The organism is Microvirga sp. KLBC 81 (assembly GCF_003075415.1).
GTDB lineage: Bacteria > Pseudomonadota > Alphaproteobacteria > Rhizobiales > Beijerinckiaceae > Microvirga.
On sequence record NZ_QDAH01000002.1, the window covers coordinates 111163 to 128032 of the forward strand.

Genomic DNA, 16870 nt, shown 5'->3' on the forward strand with positions numbered 1-16870 from the left:
AGCTGTCTCAGGCGCTGTCCTGTCAGGATAGAGACACCGTGTGCCTTCAGGGTTGCGACCACTGGTTGGATCAAATCCTCGCTTAGACCATTCTTCGCGACCAGCAGCCTGCCTGAGCGTGGCCACAGCAGACGCCGTAATGCGAGAGCAAGCCGCTTGGCGGAGGCGACATTCGGCGGCGTGTTGAGAACGGCGACCGTGAGAGGGCCGATCAGGCTGTCCATGATGGGCCTGTCGCAGATGATGGAGGCCACCGAGCATTCCTGCGCCGGAAAGGCGAGGCGCACGATGCGCGAGAGATCGGCGAGGCCCAGGCCTTTCGGGCGTCGCGACGGCCACAGCCAGGACCAGGGCGACAGACCGATGCGTCGCTTGGTTCCTGCGCGCATATCGTGAATGGGAAGTCCTTTCGGCTCCGGTTCGATCCATCTGTCTCTCGCCCCAACGGCTTTGAGGAGGTTCAGCGCATGCCGGTTCGCCGTGAACAGCACATGGGTGCCGTTGTCGTGAGAAAAGCCACCGGCCGGATGCAGCGTGCGGCAGCGCCCGCCTGGATGCGGGGCCGCCTCATAGAGAATGACCTCCCCGCCTTCCTTCGTCACGGCGAGGGCGGCACTCAGGCCGGCAATGCCGGCTCCGATGATATGGATGCGTCTTGCCGTCATGCGGGCCTCATGGCGCGGGTGAGGAGGTGCAATTTGTCTGTCGCTGTCAGCTGGAGTTTTCCCTGGCGTGTGCCCGAGCCGCGGTCGGTGAGCCGTTCGAGAACGCGACGGTAGTTTTCCATCATCAGGATCGCGGGTTCGAGGTCGGCCCGATCAAGGCGCGTCAAGGCTTCGTCCGCGGCGGCAATGCCTGCACGGGCCTCATCGGCCAAAGTCTCGCACACGCGGGCGAAGCGTGGATCGGCGACGAGGACGGCCGCCGGCGCATCCGATAGAGCACGACGCCGGAGCAGGCGGGCTCGAAATCCTTTCGGGCGTAATGCTCGCCCACCTCGCCGCCCACGAGCTCGCGATAGGTGCGAATGGAATCCATGTTGGAGATGACGCTGTCGTAAGCCGCGGCATCTCCATTGGCGAGCACAAGACCCTTGACCGCGCCATCCTCGATCTGCACGGAGGTCACGTCCGATGCGGGCTTGAAGGCCGCACCGAGTTCGGCCGCGAGCTTCATCAGCGCCTCGGCCACCGCGCGCGTGCCGCCCATGGGATACCACACGCCATCTGCCGCCTGCATATGCGCGATGGCGCAGAGAACGGCGGGCGAGCCGTAGGGAGAAGAGCCCGCATATTGCGTGAAATGATCGAGCATCTGCGCCAGACGCTTGTCCTTCACCTTGGAGCGTATGATGCCGGCAACCGACGAACCCATGCGCAGGGACAGCACATCCCGTAGGGTGGCAGGGTTCATGTTGGCGCGGATGTTGATGGTGTCGAACAGGTCCTCCACCGGTTTTCAGAGGAAGAAGCGATTGGAAATGTCGAGAAGATGCGCCGAGATTTCCTGGAAGCGCTTGTAGCCCTCGCCAGCGCCCCTGCCGGACACGAAGCGATCCATGGCATCGATGTCTTCCTGCAGGTCGATCCGCGTGCCGTCATCGAAGAAACAGCGCCATTGCGGATCCAGCCGCACGAGGTCGAGATAATCGCTTAAATTGCGTCCGGCTTCTGCGAAGATGCGCTCCAAAACACGTGGCACGGTGAGGATCGTCGGGCCCATGTCGAAGCGAAAGCCGCCTTCGTGCAGCACTGCTGGCTTGCCGCCCAGACCCCCGCCGATCGCGGCAACAGAAGCTCCTTGAGCGCTCACGAAGGTCCTCCCGTCAGATCCCGGCCATGAAACGTTGGCGCAAAGGCTCTCAGGCCTTTTCCCCTAGTCGTGCGCATGGCTCGAAGCTCTGGTTCTAGGAAGCGCCAAACGCGGTTCAAGGTGACCTCATGATCATGGGACGACGGGCGCAGATCATGTGCATCACGTGCCCTCCGGCGCGCGGATGACAGGATCGAAGCCTGCGGCAGCGAAGAGGACCCCGCACATCGTTGGTATAATAGAGCAGCGGAGGCCCCGGCCTGCGCCAGGGGCGAAAGCCCATGCGATCTCCACCATGGGGGAGGACAGCATAGGCGCGCCACAGCATGGGAAACTTACCGGATCTGGATCACGATCATCGTCGAGGGATCTTTCACGATGATGCGGGCTGCTTCGAAATTCGGTGGACCGCGCCGGCCTTCGCCGTTTCTCGGTCCCTGTAGGGGCAGGTGATCTCCTCGAAGCTGGTGTCGCAGATGCCGGCATAAACCATGCCCTGCGTGGAGCCGACACCTTCTGCGCGTATGGTGAGGGTGGCGGCCTGGGCGGAGGACGCGATGAGAACGAAACCCAAAATCCACCCAACGCGTCTCATTCCTTCTCCCCTATGAAGTGGCCTCGCGGATTGCTTGCGTCTCAGGTTCCCGCTCGCGCCATCCGGCACGTCGGCGTTCCCAGTCTTCCAACAGGAGGCGTGTGGTGATGCGCGCACCCTCGTAGATGACCGGCAGGCCGCTGCCGGGATGCGTTCCGCCGCCCACCAGGTAGACGTTGCGACCGAACCGGTTGTGCGGCCGGAAATAGAGCATCTGGGTGAGATTGTGTGCGAGGCTGAAGGTTGCGCCCTCGAAGACGGAGAACTCGTCCTGCCAGCCGCGCGGCGTCACCATACGCTCGAAGCGGATCCTGCCTTCGAGGTCCGTGAGGCCCAGGAGCTTCGATCTCTCGAGCACGATTCTGCGGTAGCGTTTTGCCTCGTGCCGCTAGTCGATGTTACAGCGCAAATTCGGAACTGGCATGAGCAGGTAGAGGCTCGTGTGACCTTTGGGGGGCAGCGACGAATCCGTCGCACCGGCATGCTGCACATAAATCGAAGGCTCTTCTGGCATAACACCTCCGGTGATCTCGCGAATATTGCGCTCGTAATCGCGGGCAAGAAGAATCGTGTGATGTGAGAGGTCCCCCACCTCACTCTCGGATGCCGAGATAGAGCATGAAGGTCGAGCACGAGAGTTTGGCGCGGCTGAACTTCTTGTTTGACCACCGTGGGCGCAAGGTCTGCGGCACGAGACGATTCATGGCATGGCCGAAATCGCCGTTGACGACAATGGCGCCCGCCGCAAAATGCTCGCCGCCGGTTTCGACGCCAACAGCCTCGCCACCTTCGTAGAGAATGCGGTCCACCGGAGTATCGAGCCGAATATGGACACCCATCTTGCGGGCGACCTTCGCCATGGCTTCCGATACCGCGCCGCAACCGCCGATGGCAAGGCCGCCAGGGCCTGCGCCGACGACGGCCACACGCGGCGAGTGCAAGGCATTCGGCATGGATCGGCAACCCTCGGTGCTGCTGGTTGCAGGAAAACCCGTAATCCATCCCAACTAGAACAGCCGAGTTCGGCGGCCAGAGGCAAGGCTCCCAAAAGGGGTAAAATTTTCAAAATTACCGCAGGATAACGAAACTATATCCAGGCTATATCCCGCTGATTTGTCCTGAGTCCAGGCTATAGTTCACGTTAATCCCCTGGCGCAAAAGTATGAGATCGTAACGCAAAAATCGAAGTGCCTTATTCTTGCCTTTTTAAAGATGAGCTTCACTTCCAATTGAAACGGAAGGGGAGACCATTTTTGAAGAACATTCTCACCCGCGTGTCAGCAATGGCGCCACTTCTATTCGTTGCTGCATGCAATACGACTGCTTCTAACGATCCCACGACGACGGGATCCATCTCGCAAGCCAGCCTGGGTCGGGAATTTCAGAGGGGCACCGCCTCTTGGTATGGCCCCGGCTTCCACGGCCGGAAGACCGCCAGCGGTGAGCGGTTCAACTCCTACGACATGACGGCGGCCCACCGCTCTTTGCCCTTCGGCACGAGGCTCAGGGTCGTCAATGAAACGAATGGCCGCTCGGTCGTTGTTCGCGTCAATGATCGCGGACCATTCGCCCACCGGCGCATCATCGATCTGGCTAAGGGACCCGCCCAGGCGCTGGGTCTGACCGCCACCGGTACCGGCTATGTCTCCCTGCACAGGCTCGATTAGGGGCCTACCTCGATGGAGTTAGGCGCTTCTTAATCCCTTGCGGCGATTCTTGGCTCGATTCGGGACCAAGGGTTGCTTACATGGAATCGAGATCGTCTCAGCCGACGAACGTCATCCGCTTTCCGGGCGCACGGTCGTCGGCCAGTCCGCGCCGCGATCAGAAGAGCCTCATGGATGCGGTCTATGCCGCAGGCTCTCTGCCGGTTCCGGCGGATGACCGGGCAACCAAGGACATGGCGACGAGGCTCAACATCTTCGGCTTCGTCGTGATCGACGAGGTACTTTCCGACGGCACGGCACGTCGCCTGCGCCCGTCCGAGGCGTTCCAGGCATCGACACTCCACCCGTGGCGCGTCTCGAAGCCGTCGAGCCGCTATCGGATTGATGACGATTGGCCTGAAACGGATCAGGATCTTTTTGCTGCTCTTCTTGCCTGATCTTTCAGGACTCGCCTTTCTTCTTTCCTGAACTATTTCCTGCCACATCGCACAGGGCTTCGCAGAAGTCTTGTGATTGTCCCATGTCACAGGATCAAGGCGATGCATCTGGTGCAGATCCTTCTGCCGCTGGCCGACAATGCAGGCCGCCGCTTCGATGGCAAGGCTTACGGCCGCGTTCGCTCCGAACTGTCGGAGCGGTTCGGCGGCATCACCAGTTTCACCCGTGCGCCAGCCGAGGGCGTCTGGAAAGAGGGTGGTCATACCGCCCATGATGATATCGTCGTGTTCGAAGTGATGGCGCGCGAAATCGACCATGCCTGGTGGGAAAACTACCGCGCGGAGCTTGAGCGCCGCTTCCAGCAGGAAACCATCGTCATCCGCGCCATCAAGGTCGAAATGCTCTAACGGCGGAACCTGAGCCGTGTCGCCTCGCTTGTCGTCTCAACAAGCGGAGCATCGTCATGTCCAAACCTCTCGTGGTCTCCATTCCTCATAATCTTGGCAAGGCCGAGGCCCAGCGCAGGCTGCAGGGCGGAATGACCAGCCTCAAATCGCAGTTCGGCGACAAGATTGCGTCCATCGATGAAAGCTGGGCCGGAGACCGCATGGACTTCCGCGTCGGAGCCATGGGCCAGAACGTGAGCGGCAATGTCCAGGTGATGGAAGAACAGGTGCGGGTGGAAGTGCAGCTACCGTGGATCCTCGCAATGGTTGCTGAAAAGGCAAAGACCTTCATCCAAAAGCAAGGAACCCTGATGCTGGAGAAGAAGTGATGCGAACGATCATCATGAATAGTCGTTCATGAACATGAATGCAGTTGGAACCGAATAGCACCCACGGCGTTGAATAAACGATTGCGCCCGTGACCCTTCTCCGGTGCGCTTCACTAAAGTCATCGCTTTATTCGCCCCGGACTGTGATTTTCCGTCCGACCGTGATAACACATCTGTAGTTTGAGGATCGCGCTATGCATGAGCGTTTGATGACGCAGCCGCATGCCCTCCGTACACCCTATCAGGCCAGCTCCGAAAAGCCTCTTCTCGTCTGTTTCTCGCATCTTCGATGGGATTTCGTCTGGCAGCGTCCGCAGCATCTGCTTAGCCGTGCCGTCAAGCATTACGATGTCCTGATTATTGAAGAGCCCATGTTCAAAGCCGGCATCAAGCCGCATGTGGACGTGAGCACCCGCCCGCAGGGCGTCACCATCGCCGTGCCGATGCTGCCGGAGAGTCTCTCGCACGAGGACGTTATCGCCGAGCAGCACGACCTGATAGAGACCTTGATCGGACGGGAGGCCAACGGCTCGCGCGTGTTCTGGTACTACACGCCGATGGCCATGGCTTTCACCAGCGATTTCGAATGCGATCTGTGCGTCTATGATAACATGGACGAACTGTCGCTCTTCCGCGGGGCGTCTCAGCAATTGCTCGATCTTGAGAGCGCGCTTTTCTCGCGCTGTGATCTCGTTTTCACCGGCGGCATGAGCCTTTATGAAGCCAAGAAGAGCCGCCACCGCAGCGTTCACGGCTTCCCGTCGTCCATCGACTTCAACCATTTCTCGCAGGCGCGCGCGATCCACGAAGATCCGGAGGATCAGGCGCATATTCCGCATCCGCGTCTTGGCTTCTTCGGCGTGGTGGACGAGCGCATGGACATCGACCTTCTGACCGAAGTCGCAGATCTTCGCCCCGACTGGCAGTTCGTCATGATCGGTCCGGTGGTGAAGATCGATCCCGCCATCCTGCCACACCGCCCTAACATTCACTGGCTTGGCGGCAAACACTACAGTGAGCTGCCACATTATCTTTCGGGCTGGGATGTAGGCTTCATGAACTTCGCGCTCAACGAAGCAACGAAATTCATCAGCCCGACCAAGACACCCGAATTCCTCGCCGCCGGTGTGCCGGTCGTCTCGACGCCTATCACGGATGTGGTGAAGCCCTACGGTGAAAAGGGTCTCGTCGAGATCGCGCGCAGTGCCGAGGAGGTGGTCGCCAAGGTCGAGACCATCTTAGGCAGGCCGAAAGAGGCTTGGCTTGCCAAGGTCGACCGTCATCTCGCTCAAGGATCATGGGACAAGACCTGGGCCTCCATGCACAAGCTCATGCTCGACGCCACAGGTGAAACGACGGCGGACCGTCCTGCCGCGGCCTCCCTTTCCGTCTATGCCACCACGCCCGCGGAGTGATTTGAATGTATGATTGGCTGATTGTCGGCGCCGGCTTTGCGGGCTCTGTTCTGGCCGAGCGTCTTGCAACCGAGCGCAATGAACGCGTCCTTCTCATCGACCGCCGCAACCATATTGGCGGAAATGCTTATGACCGTTACGATGATGACGGCCTCCTGATCCACCAGTACGGTCCTCACATCTTCCACACGAATTCGAAGCAGATCTTCGATTATCTCTCGCGCTTTACCGAATGGCGTTTCTACGAGCACCGGGTGTTGGCTGAGGTGGACGGTATGCAGGTGCCGATTCCGATCAATCTCGACACCGTCAACAAGCTCTACGGCCTCAATCTCACCTCCGAGCAGCTGCAGGATTGGTTTGCCGAGCGCGCCGAGAAGATCGGTGAGATCAGGACCTCGGAAGATGTTGTGGTCTCGACCGTGGGTCGTGAGCTCTACGAAAAGTTCTTCCGCGGCTATACCCGCAAGCAATGGGGGCTCGACCCGTCGGAGCTCGACAAGTCGGTGACCTCCCGCGTGCCGACCCGCACAAACCGGGACGACCGTTACTTCGCGGACGAATTCCAGTTCATGCCGAAGCACGGCTACACCCGGATGTTCGAGAAGATGGTGAGCAACCCGAACATCCACATCATGACGCAGACGGACTATGAAGACATCAAGCACATCGTGCCGCATCGCCGCGTCATCTATACGGGTCCAATCGACGAGTACTTCAATTACCAGTTCGGCAAGCTGCCCTATCGTTCGCTGCGCTTCGAGCATGTCACCCTTCACAAGCCCTGGCATCAGTCGGTGGGCGTAGTGAACTACCCGCAGACGCATGCTTACACTCGCGTGACCGAATACAAGCACCTCACGGGCCAGGAGCATGCAAAGACTGCTCTGACCTACGAGTACCCGTCTGCTGAGGGTGATCCCTACTATCCGATTCCGAAGCCTGAGAACCAGGAGCTCTTCAAGAAGTATGAGCGTCTGGCTCTCGCGACACCAGATGTGTGGTTCGTGGGTCGCTTGGCAACCTATCGCTACTACAACATGGACCAGATCGTCGGCCAAGCGCTCGCCACCTTCCGGCGCATCAACGAAGCCCTGCCGGTCGGTGCGGACACGTCGAGCATCAAGGCCATGCCGTCATCGGCTGCTCTGGTATCATGACGGATGAGCTTCATCGAACAAATTGCGCTGAGCACAGTTTTTGAACGTCTGGTGCAAAAATTAGCTCGGAGCTGAATGATGAAGCGATCCCTGGAGCTTTGGGGCGGTATCGAATGTACTGTCGCGCGTGTTGGCGACGATTACCGCGATCAAAGCCTGGAGACCGGGTACACCAATCGCGTCGATGATCTTGATCGCATTGCTGAACTTGGAATCCGCACGCTGCGACACCCGGTTCTCTGGGAGACGATCTCTCCCGAGAGCCCGGACAGCACGGATTTCACATGGCACGACGAACGCCTGGGTCGACTTCAGAATCTCGGGATCCGTGCTATCGCGGGCCTGTGCCATCATGGCAGCGGCCCGCGATACACGCAGATGCTCGATCCGGCTTGGCCTGAGCTTCTCGCACGTCATGCGGCCAATGTGGCCGAGCGCTATCCGCATCTCGATCTCTACACGCCGGTCAACGAGCCGCTCACCACGGCGCGATTCTCGGGGCTCTATGGCCATTGGTATCCGCATGGCACGAGCTATGAGGCTTTCCTCAAGATCCTCGTGAACGAATGCAAGGCCACTGTTCTGTCCATGCGTGCCATTCGCAAGGTCCGGCCGGATGCACAGCTTGTGCAGACGGACGACATGGGCAAGACCTTCTCGACGCCCTTGCTGGTCTATCAGGCCGAGCATGAGAACCAGCGCCGTTTCCTGAGCTTCGATCTCCTGTGCGGCATGGTGGACCGGAACCACCCCTGGTGGCCGATCTTCATCGAGAACGGCGTCAGCGAAGCTGATCTCGAACTTCTCCTCGAAGGCGATGCTGCGCCCGACATCATCGGTATCAATCATTACCTCACGAGCGAGCGCTACCTCGACGAGAACATGAGGCGCTACCCCGAGCATCATTGGGGCGGCAATGGACGCCATCGATATGCGGATGCGGAAGCGGTACGCATGCCGTTACCGCCTGAGTATCTCGGCCCGGCAGCCCGGTTGCGCGAGGTGTGGGAGCGCTACAAGCGTCCCATCGCGGTAACGGAAGCCCACCATGGCAGCTCGCGCGACGATCAACTGCGCTGGCTCATCGAGGTGTGGAACGACGTCAACTCCTTGCGTGACGAAGGTGCTGACATTCGCGCCGTGACCGTCTGGTCGCTCTTAGGCGCTGTGGACTGGAACAGCCTGCTCACGCAGCGCAACGGTTTCTATGAGGCTGGTCCCTTCGACGTGCGGGCTCCCGAACCTCGGCGTACGGCTCTGGCCCATGCCGCCGAGGCGCTGGCGAAGACCGGCAGCTACGATCATCCGGTCCTCGACCGTGCGGGATGGTGGAAGCGCGATATTCGGTTCTATAGGCGTCCATCCAGGCAATCGCGATCCTGCTGGCTCGCTGACGAGCCGCGCCAACTTCTGATTACGGGCGCCACCGGAACCCTGGGACGTGCTTTTTCGCGGCTGGCCGAGTTCCGCGGTCTCAACCACGTGCTGCTCTCGCGCAACGACATGGATATTGCAGATGCAAAGAGCGTGAAGAAGGCTCTTGCCTGCCACAGGCCTTGGGCCGTCATCAACACCGCAGGCTACGCGCGCGTGTCGGAGGCCGAGGAGGATGCCGAGGTGTGCTTCCGTGAGAATGCGGTTGGTGCGGAGGTGCTGGCGAAGGCCTGCGCGGATCTTGGCATCCCGCTCGTGACCTTCTCATCCGATCTCGTGTTCGACGGGACGCTCGACAGGCCTTATGTGGAAAGTGACGAGGTTAATCCCACCACCGTCTATGGTGCGAGCAAGGTTGAGGCCGAGCGCCGTGTTCTCGATGCCCACGACAAGGCTCTTATCATCCGCACGGGCGCCTTCTTCGGTCCGTGGGACCGCCACAACTTCGTCTGGTCGATCCTCAACACCTTGAGCAAGGGCGAGGGTGTCGAGGCCAGCGTCGATGTCGTGTCGCCGACTTACGTGCCCGATCTTGTGAACACGTCCCTCGATCTGCTGATCGACGGCGGAACAGGTATCTGGCACATGGCCAATATCGGCGAGATCTCCTGGCGCGATCTGGCGGCACAGGCGGCCGAGAGGGCAGGCTTCGATCCAAGCCTCGTGACAGAGGCAGGCGATCTGCCGGTTCTCAAGACGGCGCTAGCCACCGAGCGCGGTGTCCTCATGCCTCGCCTTGAAAGCGCGCTTGATCGCTTCTTCATCGATAGCGAGGTGGAGTGGTCGGAGGAGAACCTGAAAGTGGCTGCCGAATAGCAGCGGTAATCTCCCAAGAGACACATGAAAACGGCGCGGATCTCTCCGCGCCGTTTCTGTTTCGGATTATGTGGCCGATCAGGCAGCGGCTTCCGCCGCGCGCACCGCCTCTTCGAGACGGGCAGCGCGGGACTCGACCGCCAATTCCACCAAGGCATCCGTCAGCATCGTTGCCGTGGGATCGGCAAGCGGCGCATCCCGGAACAGGCGGAGCGTCGATGCGACAAGGCGGCCGCGTCCATAGGAGCGCTCGACACCCAGCGCCACCGGCTTGTGGATCCAGCCGACCACGAGGCCGGCGAAAACGCGGGCTTGGAAGTCGAGCAGGTTGCAGCCCGAGATCACGAAATCGGGCAGCACGCGGTCCATGGTCTCGTCGAGCAGCGGGCCTGATGGGAAGCGGGCGAAATGGCCCGAGCGGCGCAGCCAGCCGAAGGAGGAGGCCCAGTCGCCCGACCACAGGGTGCCGTGGCGCGTCTGCACCTTCACCGCCTGCCAGTGCGGGAAGAACGGATAGAGGGTCATGTCCTCTTCCGGCAGCAGCAGGAGCTTGGCGCCGGCGCGCACATGGTCGGCAATCGCCTTGCTGTGCGTGCGGGAGACGACCAGGGTCGATTCCTCGAAGGCGCGCGCCATGGTGTAGCCGAGAGCGCGGAAGCGCTCGCGAATGTCCTCATCCGGCGACCAGACCAACTCCCGCACATGCATAGGCTTTGTGCGCTTCGGGTGAATGGCGATGTCATGGTGGTTCTGCGCGATGAGGCGGCCATCGGATCCGCGCAGCGTAAAGCTGATACGCCGCAATGATGCCTCGTCCATCTCCGGCAGCTGGATCTCGATGCGGCCGAGATCGAGCACATCCGGTGCTTCGATGCGCGGCAGGTCGATCTGCTGAATCTCGTTGCAGATGCTGATCTCGAGCTTGCAATCCTCCAGAGCCGGGCCCGCGCCATGCGCGACCGCAAGTTCCAAAGCGACCGTCTCCCCAGACCAATAGGAGGCGCGCTCCCATTTCGGCACGAGCACCGTATCCGTGTTGAAGATGTGGAACAGCTCGTGGAACACGCGTGTATTGCGGCGCATGTCGAGAAGACCGTTCGACTCCCAGTGGCAGTCGTGCAGCTCGGTGATCACGTAGCCAGCCAGATTGGGCTTCCGGCGCATGGACTCGATCTCGTACTTGAAGGCGCGGAACTGCTGCCATTGCGCGGCGATCACGAACCGGCGCAGGTCGCCGAAGACGCGGTCCAGGCTCCAATCCGAGAAACGGTTCTCGACGCCGTGGGCATACATCACGCCCTCGCCCCAGTCGTGACCGGTCTCGAACCACCAGGGCTCCTCGCCCTTGGCATCGCGCAAATCTTTCGGGTAGGGTAGGCCCCAGTTGCCGAACTCGGAGCACATGAGCGGCTCGCGACCGGTGATCACCGCATCGCCGTGAGGCGAATAAAGCCATGAGGCGCGGTTCGAGAGTTCGTCGACGAACTGATCCCACTGCACGCGGTGGTCCGGGTACGCAGCATAGAAGTGATAATCCGCGATGTCGGACTCCACGTGGAAGCTCGGTGCGAGCGGTGAGTTGTCGACGACGAGGCGTGTCGGGTCATAGGCCTTGAGCCACGCGAATGTGCGCTTGAGCCAGTCGCGGTGATCCGCATCGTTGACGAGGTCGACGCCCCAGTTCTCGTTGATGATCGTCCAGATGATGATCGACGGATGGTTGCAATCGCGGTCGACGATGCCTTTCAGGAGCTTTTCCTTGCGTCCACGCGAGCGGTCGGTGGCCATGCCGCCGTTAGGCAATTCCGTCCAGATCAGCATGCCCATGCGGTCCGCGGTTTCGTAATAGCGCGGATCCGCCGCCTTGATGTGGCAGCGCAGGCAGTTGAGGCCGAGTTCCTTCGCCTTGCGGAACTGATCCTCCAGGAACTCCACCGACGGGACGGTGCAGATCGTGTCCGGGTAATAATCCTGATCGAGCGCTGCGCGTAAGTAGAGCGGCTCACCGTTGAGATAGAACTTGCCGTTGCGCGTCTCGATGGTGCGGAAACCGAAATTGTCGGCGATCTCATCCTTGACTTCGCCGCCGCGCATGAGCTGCAGGCGAATGCGATAGAGATTGGGGTGATCGGGCGACCAAGGCTGCACATCCGGCACCGTCAGCTCGAACGGCATGCTGGTGACGCCGACTTGCGTCTCATGCATCTCATCGATCACGACCTGGCCTGACGGATCCGTCACCTCGATGCGGATCTGCGTGGCGCCCGTGAGGGGGCGCGCGAAGAACACGCCCGACGTCACGACACCTGTCGCCAGATTCGGAACGAGGCGCACGCGGTTCATGTGATCGGGGATGCGGCGTTCGAGATAGACCGACTGCCAGATGCCGGAGAGCGGGCCGTACCAGCTCTGCTTGCCGAACGGGATTTCGGCAAAGGGTGAATCCGGGAACTCGGCCGGGTTGTCGGTGGGCGAGTCCACGCGCACCTTGATCTCGTTCGGTCCCGGCTTGAGGTGAGGCGTCACATCGAACGAGAAGGGCAGGAAGCCGCCCTCGTTGTGGCCGACGGCCTCACCGTTGATGAAGACCTTCGTGTTGTGGAAGACGGCGCCGAACCGGATCCAGACGCTGTCGTGCAGCCACGATTCGTCGATCTCGATCGTCCTGCGATAGATGCCGATCCCCGCCCGCATGCGCAGGTCCGAAAATTGGGCCTGCCAGGGACTTGGCACCACGATCTGGCGAACTTCCGCCGGGCCGGACAGGCGATCATCGGCCACGTGCAAAAATTCCCAAGTCCCGTCCAGACTGATGCGATTGTCCTGCATGATTTCTCCTTGAATCAGAGATTACCCAAGGGCACCCAAGACGGCGAAAAAATGGCTTCGGGCCGGGAGACGAAAGCCATGTCGGGGGGTGCGACAATCGATGCTTCCAACGCCTGCCCGAACCATCGACCCCTCGTCCCTGATACTGGTTAGTGGCCCGTCTCGAACAACGGCGAAACGCTGCATTGGATCCAGGGGGAGGGTCTCTGAATGCGCGCTGGCGAAGTGCAGATGCTTGGCAGGAACCGCCCCCCGCATCTGGCGTTGCCCTGATAACGCCGAGCCTTGCTGCTCGCCCTGAAAACCCATGCTTTCCAAAGAGGCTTGAGATGGCTCAACAAATTCCAGACGATCGTGCCCGCCAGGGTGCCTCCGGCCGCCCGGTTCTGGGCGTCTTGCTCGGCTCGCTCCTGCTGCTCGCCGTCGCCGTGGGCGGATATCTGATTTGGGCAGGCGCGCAATCGCCCGATGATCCCGGTACGGACGCCGCTCGTTCGGCCACAACCGGTTCGACCACCGGCTCTTCTGATGCCAACCCCACAAACCGGATCACGCCTGCAAACCCGGCTTATCCCGTGCCGGAGGCCAAGCCCTCGGCCAACGAGCCGGCGCAGCGGTAAAGGACAACATTCTTCGAGAAAGCCTGGATGGCACCCGGTCACCCAGGCTTTTTTGTTGCGCTTCGGCTGCCCGGCGGCGAGTTTTCGCCTTATTGATTCGCAAGTAACCAGCCCGCAAGGGAATGCGATAGGGCAGACTGAATGACAGGGATTGGACTGAAGCGGCTCTTTTCCGCCGTGATCATGGCGTGCGGCCTGACCACGGGAGGCCTGGCTCTGGCCCAGCAGGCGCAAACGCCACCCCGGGCTCAACCCCAGGCTCAAGCCCCTGCCGCACCTCAGGCCCCCGCGCCTCAGCAACCGGCGCCGCCTCCGGCCGCAGCCCCTGATGCGCCCGCAGCAAGCGTCTCGGCTGAAACGAAAGCGGCCCGTGCCAAGCTCGATGGCTTCAAGGCGGATCTCGACCAGAAGGAGCTGGCGCTCCAGGGGCGCGTGCTGTCCGATGCGGAGCTGCAGAACCTGCGCCAGCAGATCGAGCCGATCATCTCCGACATCCGCACCGTCATCGACGAGCAGGCACCGAGGCTCGAGGCAAGCCGTCAGCGCCTCTCCCAGCTCGGGCCGAAGCCTGCCAGTGGCCAGCCCGAGGAAAGCGCCGATGTCGCCAGGGATCGCGCCGACCGTGAGGCCGCCGTTGCGGAGCTCGATGAAACCCAACGTCTCGGGCGCGCGCTTCTGGTCCAGGCCGAGCAGCTCAGTGCTCAGATCGGCGACTTGCGCCGCGCCGGGTTCGCGCGCGCCCTCTTCGAACAGAGTGATGGCCTCCTCAGCCCCAACCTCTGGATGAACGTGATCCAGGCGATCCCGCGGGAGCTCAGAGCTCAGCGGATCGTGCTGTCCGACGCCTTCGACCAATTGCGGCGCAATGCGACCCTCGGCGTCCTTTTCTTCCTTGGACTGGCCATCGGCGCTGCCGTCGCGCTTTATATTGGCCGTCGTTCGATCGCCCCGCGTCTCGTCCGGCGCGATCCGGCGGTCACGGATCCTTTACGTCGGAGCCGCCTGATGGCTGCCGTCGGCGTTCTCGTGCTGGGCGCAGGTCCCGCCATTGCCGGAAGCTGGATCGTCTGGGTGGCCTTCGACTCTGCGGACATCGTCCCGCCGCGTCTGGAGCAGGTGGTGAGATCGCTGCTCGGCGGCCTCGCCTTCATTGCCTTCGTGCGTGCGCTCATCGATGCGATCCTTGCGCCGGATCATCCGTCGTGGCGCCTCATCCCGGTCCGGGACGCTTCCGCTGCGCGCATCATGCGCTTCTCCGTCACGCTCGCCACCGTCATGGTCGTTGGCAAGGTGATCGAAGCCTTCAACAAGGCCATCGCCGCGGCCCTGCCGATCACGGTGATCACCAGAGCGGTTTTTGCACTGGCCATGGCTCTGCTCTTCGCGGAGTTGCTGCGCCGGTTTGCGTCTCGCGAAAGCCAGGATGAAGCTTGCCTCGGCCCTTATGTTCCGCAAGAGGTCGATATCGGCGGTCCGGTGCGAAGCCTCGGCTGGTTCGTCGTGGCTGTCGTCATCGGCAGCGTGCTGGGCGGCTACACGGCTCTTGCTTCCTTCATCGTCGAGCAGGCGGTCTCGATCTCCACCATCATCGCCATGCTGATCCTCGGCATTGCGCTGGCCGATGAGTTCATCGGCGGGTCGCTACGTGGACAGAGCAGGCTTGCCACGACATTGCAGGCCAACACGGGTATCCGCCGCCGCTCCCTGGAACAGATTGGCGTGCTGGCGAGCGGCATCGCGCGGCTCGCGCTCATCGTCATCGCCATCCTGTTGGTCCTGCTGCCCTGGGGCATCGAATCCACGGATGTCATGAGTTCGCTGCGGGCCCTGTTCTTCGGCTTCAATGTCGGCGATGTCACGATCTCCCTGTCATCGATCCTGATCGCGGCGCTGCTTTTCGCGGCTGGTTTCACGATCACGCGCATCATTCAGCGTTGGCTCGACAACACTTTCCTGCCGGCCACCGACCTCGATGCAGGCTTGCGCAACTCGATCCGCACGGCGGCGGGCTATGTGGGCGTCATCACGGCGGGCGTCGTTGCCTTCACCTATCTGGGCCTCAGCCTTGAGCGGCTGACCATCGTCGCCGGCGCCCTGTCGGTCGGTATCGGTTTCGGTCTGCAATCCATCGTCAACAACTTCATCTCAGGCCTGATCCTGCTCTGGGAACGCCCGATCCGTGTGGGCGATCTCGTGGTCGTAGGCGATGGCGAGGGCTATGTGCGCCGGATCAATGTCCGGTCCACGGAGATCCAGACCTTCGACCGCTCGACACTGATCGTGCCGAATTCGAACCTGATCTCGGGCGTTGTGCGCAACCGCGTGCGCAACGACCGCGTCGGGCGCGTGCTCGTTTCGGTTCCCGTGCCACGCGCAACCGATCCTGATTTGATGGCGGACATCATGCGCCGCGCGGCCCTGGCGCATCGCGAGGTGATGAGCGAACCCAATCCGCGCGTCCTCTTCAAGAAGGCGACGGAGAACACGATCGACTTCGATCTCGTCTGCTTCGTGGACGACATCGACGCGGCAGCCCGCGTGTCGAGCGATATCTATTTCGAAATCTTCCGGGGCCTTCGGAAGGCGGGCATTGGCGTGCCTGCACCGAGCACGCCTGAGCCTGAGGAAGATGAGGCACCGAAGGCAGATGCATCCAAAAAGGGTGGGGAAGAGGATGAAACCTTAACCCTTCTCAAGGATAAATCGCCGGCATGAAAAGCCTCATCTGTTCAAGCCTTGCCGCGCTCGTCCTGGCGGGATGCCAGTCCGATCAGCGCCAAGCCCGCTCGCAGACGCCGAGCTTCTATGCCTCCATGGCCAATTCAGGCGCTGTCGTGGATGCAGCCATGGCGCGGGACATGATCGGAGCCTATCGCCGCAACAATGGTCTGGGGCCGCTGGTTCTCGATCCCGAGTTGCAGGCGGCTGCGCAGGCAGAGGCAGACGCGATGGCGGCTGCCGACAGGCCGATTTCCGCCGATGCCTTCAAGAGCCGCCTGTCTTCGGCGGGCTATGTCGCACCGGCGGCCAATCTCTCGGCGGGTTACCACACGCTTGCCGAAGCCTTCTCCGGGTGGCGCGAGAGCCCGCAGCACAACCGGGTGCTGTTGGATTCCAAGGCTACGAAGATCGGCATCGCCACGGCCTATACGCCCAATTCCAAGTACAAGGTCTATTGGGCGCTCGTGGTCGCGGCGGACAGGCGCTGATCCGAGGTTTCGCCTGATTGAAAGGCCTAGCCGTTCTGTCGCGGTTCGGAACTTAAACAGAAGCGTAGCTCTTTAGTTTCCAGCACCAGTATCGGCGCGG

Annotated in this window: 15 protein-coding genes and 2 pseudogenes; 10 read left to right on the forward strand and 7 right to left on the reverse strand. The window is 61.4% G+C overall.

Annotated features, from left to right (window positions below; genetic code table 11):
- Positions 1-5: 5 nt before the first annotated feature.
- From DC522_RS02100 to DC522_RS37165, 6 genes and pseudogenes are all read right to left on the reverse strand, one after another.
- Positions 6-665: pseudogene (locus DC522_RS02100) on the reverse strand (FAD-dependent oxidoreductase); the annotation flags it as partial.
- Entirely contained in the window at positions 662-832 is a 171-nt protein-coding gene (locus DC522_RS34570) for a hypothetical protein (protein WP_165820016.1), read from the reverse strand. The pseudogene DC522_RS02100 and the gene DC522_RS34570, both read right to left, overlap by 4 nt.
- 104 nt (positions 833-936) lie before the next feature.
- Positions 937-1812: pseudogene (locus DC522_RS02105) on the reverse strand (phytoene desaturase family protein); the annotation flags it as partial.
- A 373-nt stretch (positions 1813-2185) separates the two neighbouring features.
- The gene (locus DC522_RS02110; protein WP_133239214.1) at positions 2186-2407 is read right to left on the reverse strand and encodes a hypothetical protein; all 222 of its coding nucleotides are present in this window, start codon (positions 2405-2407) and stop codon (positions 2186-2188) included.
- A gap of 10 nt (positions 2408-2417) precedes the next feature.
- Entirely contained in the window at positions 2418-2765 is a 348-nt protein-coding gene (locus tag DC522_RS37160; protein WP_371678662.1) for a hypothetical protein, read from the reverse strand.
- Positions 2766-3000: 235 nt separating this feature from the next.
- Positions 3001-3360 (reverse strand): phytoene desaturase family protein, encoded by a 360-nt coding sequence (locus tag DC522_RS37165; RefSeq protein WP_371678664.1) that lies wholly within the window; start codon positions 3358-3360, stop codon positions 3001-3003.
- A 300-nt stretch (positions 3361-3660) separates the two neighbouring features.
- Here DC522_RS37165 and DC522_RS02120 point away from each other — a divergent pair, with 300 nt between their 5' ends.
- The 7 genes from DC522_RS02120 (at position 3661) to DC522_RS02150 (ending at position 10112) form a co-directional block, all read left to right on the forward strand.
- The gene (locus DC522_RS02120) at positions 3661-4074 is read left to right on the forward strand and encodes a septal ring lytic transglycosylase RlpA family protein (protein ID WP_245443911.1); all 414 of its coding nucleotides are present in this window, start codon (positions 3661-3663) and stop codon (positions 4072-4074) included.
- Between the two features lie 80 nt (positions 4075-4154).
- Complete coding sequence (locus tag DC522_RS02125) at positions 4155-4511, forward strand: hypothetical protein (protein ID WP_116527046.1); 357 nt, start codon at positions 4155-4157, stop codon at positions 4509-4511.
- Between the two features lie 102 nt (positions 4512-4613).
- Positions 4614-4919 (forward strand): hypothetical protein, encoded by a 306-nt coding sequence (locus tag DC522_RS02130; RefSeq protein WP_116527047.1) that lies wholly within the window; start codon positions 4614-4616, stop codon positions 4917-4919.
- Between the two features lie 56 nt (positions 4920-4975).
- Complete coding sequence (locus tag DC522_RS02135) at positions 4976-5287, forward strand: polyhydroxyalkanoic acid system family protein (RefSeq protein ID WP_116527048.1); 312 nt, start codon at positions 4976-4978, stop codon at positions 5285-5287.
- Between the two features lie 209 nt (positions 5288-5496).
- Positions 5497-6702: a glycosyltransferase gene (locus tag DC522_RS02140; RefSeq protein WP_245443913.1), complete on the forward strand. Its 1206-nt coding sequence runs from the start codon at positions 5497-5499 to the stop codon at positions 6700-6702.
- 5 nt (positions 6703-6707) lie between these two features.
- On the forward strand, positions 6708-7862 hold the full coding sequence (gene glf, locus DC522_RS02145) for a UDP-galactopyranose mutase (protein ID WP_116527050.1): 1155 nt from the start codon (positions 6708-6710) through the stop codon (positions 7860-7862).
- A 75-nt stretch (positions 7863-7937) separates the two neighbouring features.
- Complete coding sequence (locus DC522_RS02150; protein ID WP_245443914.1) at positions 7938-10112, forward strand: family 1 glycosylhydrolase; 2175 nt, start codon at positions 7938-7940, stop codon at positions 10110-10112.
- Between the two features lie 78 nt (positions 10113-10190).
- Here DC522_RS02150 and DC522_RS02155 read toward each other — a convergent pair whose 3' ends face one another.
- The gene (locus tag DC522_RS02155; protein WP_116527051.1) at positions 10191-12941 is read right to left on the reverse strand and encodes a glycoside hydrolase family 2 protein; all 2751 of its coding nucleotides are present in this window, start codon (positions 12939-12941) and stop codon (positions 10191-10193) included.
- Positions 12942-13270: 329 nt separating this feature from the next.
- Here DC522_RS02155 and DC522_RS02165 point away from each other — a divergent pair, with 329 nt between their 5' ends.
- The 3 genes from DC522_RS02165 to DC522_RS02175 all read left to right on the forward strand — a co-directional run bounded on the left by DC522_RS02165 (position 13271) and on the right by DC522_RS02175 (position 16770).
- Complete coding sequence (locus tag DC522_RS02165; RefSeq protein ID WP_116527053.1) at positions 13271-13561, forward strand: hypothetical protein; 291 nt, start codon at positions 13271-13273, stop codon at positions 13559-13561.
- 141 nt (positions 13562-13702) lie between these two features.
- The gene (locus tag DC522_RS02170; RefSeq protein WP_116527054.1) at positions 13703-16276 is read left to right on the forward strand and encodes a DUF3772 domain-containing protein; all 2574 of its coding nucleotides are present in this window, start codon (positions 13703-13705) and stop codon (positions 16274-16276) included.
- Positions 16273-16770 carry a CAP domain-containing protein gene (locus DC522_RS02175; RefSeq protein ID WP_116527055.1) on the forward strand — a complete coding sequence of 166 codons (498 nt, stop codon included), beginning with the start codon at positions 16273-16275 and terminating at the stop codon, positions 16768-16770. Before DC522_RS02170 ends, DC522_RS02175 begins: the two co-directional genes overlap by 4 nt.
- Positions 16771-16870 lie beyond the last annotated feature (100 nt).

Coding starts and splice junctions, on each gene's coding strand:
- DC522_RS02110 (WP_133239214.1), bottom strand. CDS start 2,407: ATGAGACGCGTTGGGTGGATTTTGGGTTTCGTTCTCATCGCGTCCTCC.
- DC522_RS37165 (WP_371678664.1), bottom strand. CDS start 3,360: ATGCCGAATGCCTTGCACTCGCCGCGTGTGGCCGTCGTCGGCGCAGGC.
- DC522_RS02125 (WP_116527046.1), top strand. CDS start 4,155: ATGGAATCGAGATCGTCTCAGCCGACGAACGTCATCCGCTTTCCGGGC.
- DC522_RS02130 (WP_116527047.1), top strand. CDS start 4,614: ATGCATCTGGTGCAGATCCTTCTGCCGCTGGCCGACAATGCAGGCCGC.
- DC522_RS02135 (WP_116527048.1), top strand. CDS start 4,976: ATGTCCAAACCTCTCGTGGTCTCCATTCCTCATAATCTTGGCAAGGCC.
- DC522_RS02140 (WP_245443913.1), top strand. CDS start 5,497: ATGACGCAGCCGCATGCCCTCCGTACACCCTATCAGGCCAGCTCCGAA.
- glf (WP_116527050.1), top strand. CDS start 6,708: ATGTATGATTGGCTGATTGTCGGCGCCGGCTTTGCGGGCTCTGTTCTG.
- DC522_RS02150 (WP_245443914.1), top strand. CDS start 7,938: ATGATGAAGCGATCCCTGGAGCTTTGGGGCGGTATCGAATGTACTGTC.
- DC522_RS02155 (WP_116527051.1), bottom strand. CDS start 12,941: ATGCAGGACAATCGCATCAGTCTGGACGGGACTTGGGAATTTTTGCAC.
- DC522_RS02165 (WP_116527053.1), top strand. CDS start 13,271: ATGGCTCAACAAATTCCAGACGATCGTGCCCGCCAGGGTGCCTCCGGC.
- DC522_RS02170 (WP_116527054.1), top strand. CDS start 13,703: ATGACAGGGATTGGACTGAAGCGGCTCTTTTCCGCCGTGATCATGGCG.
- DC522_RS02175 (WP_116527055.1), top strand. CDS start 16,273: ATGAAAAGCCTCATCTGTTCAAGCCTTGCCGCGCTCGTCCTGGCGGGA.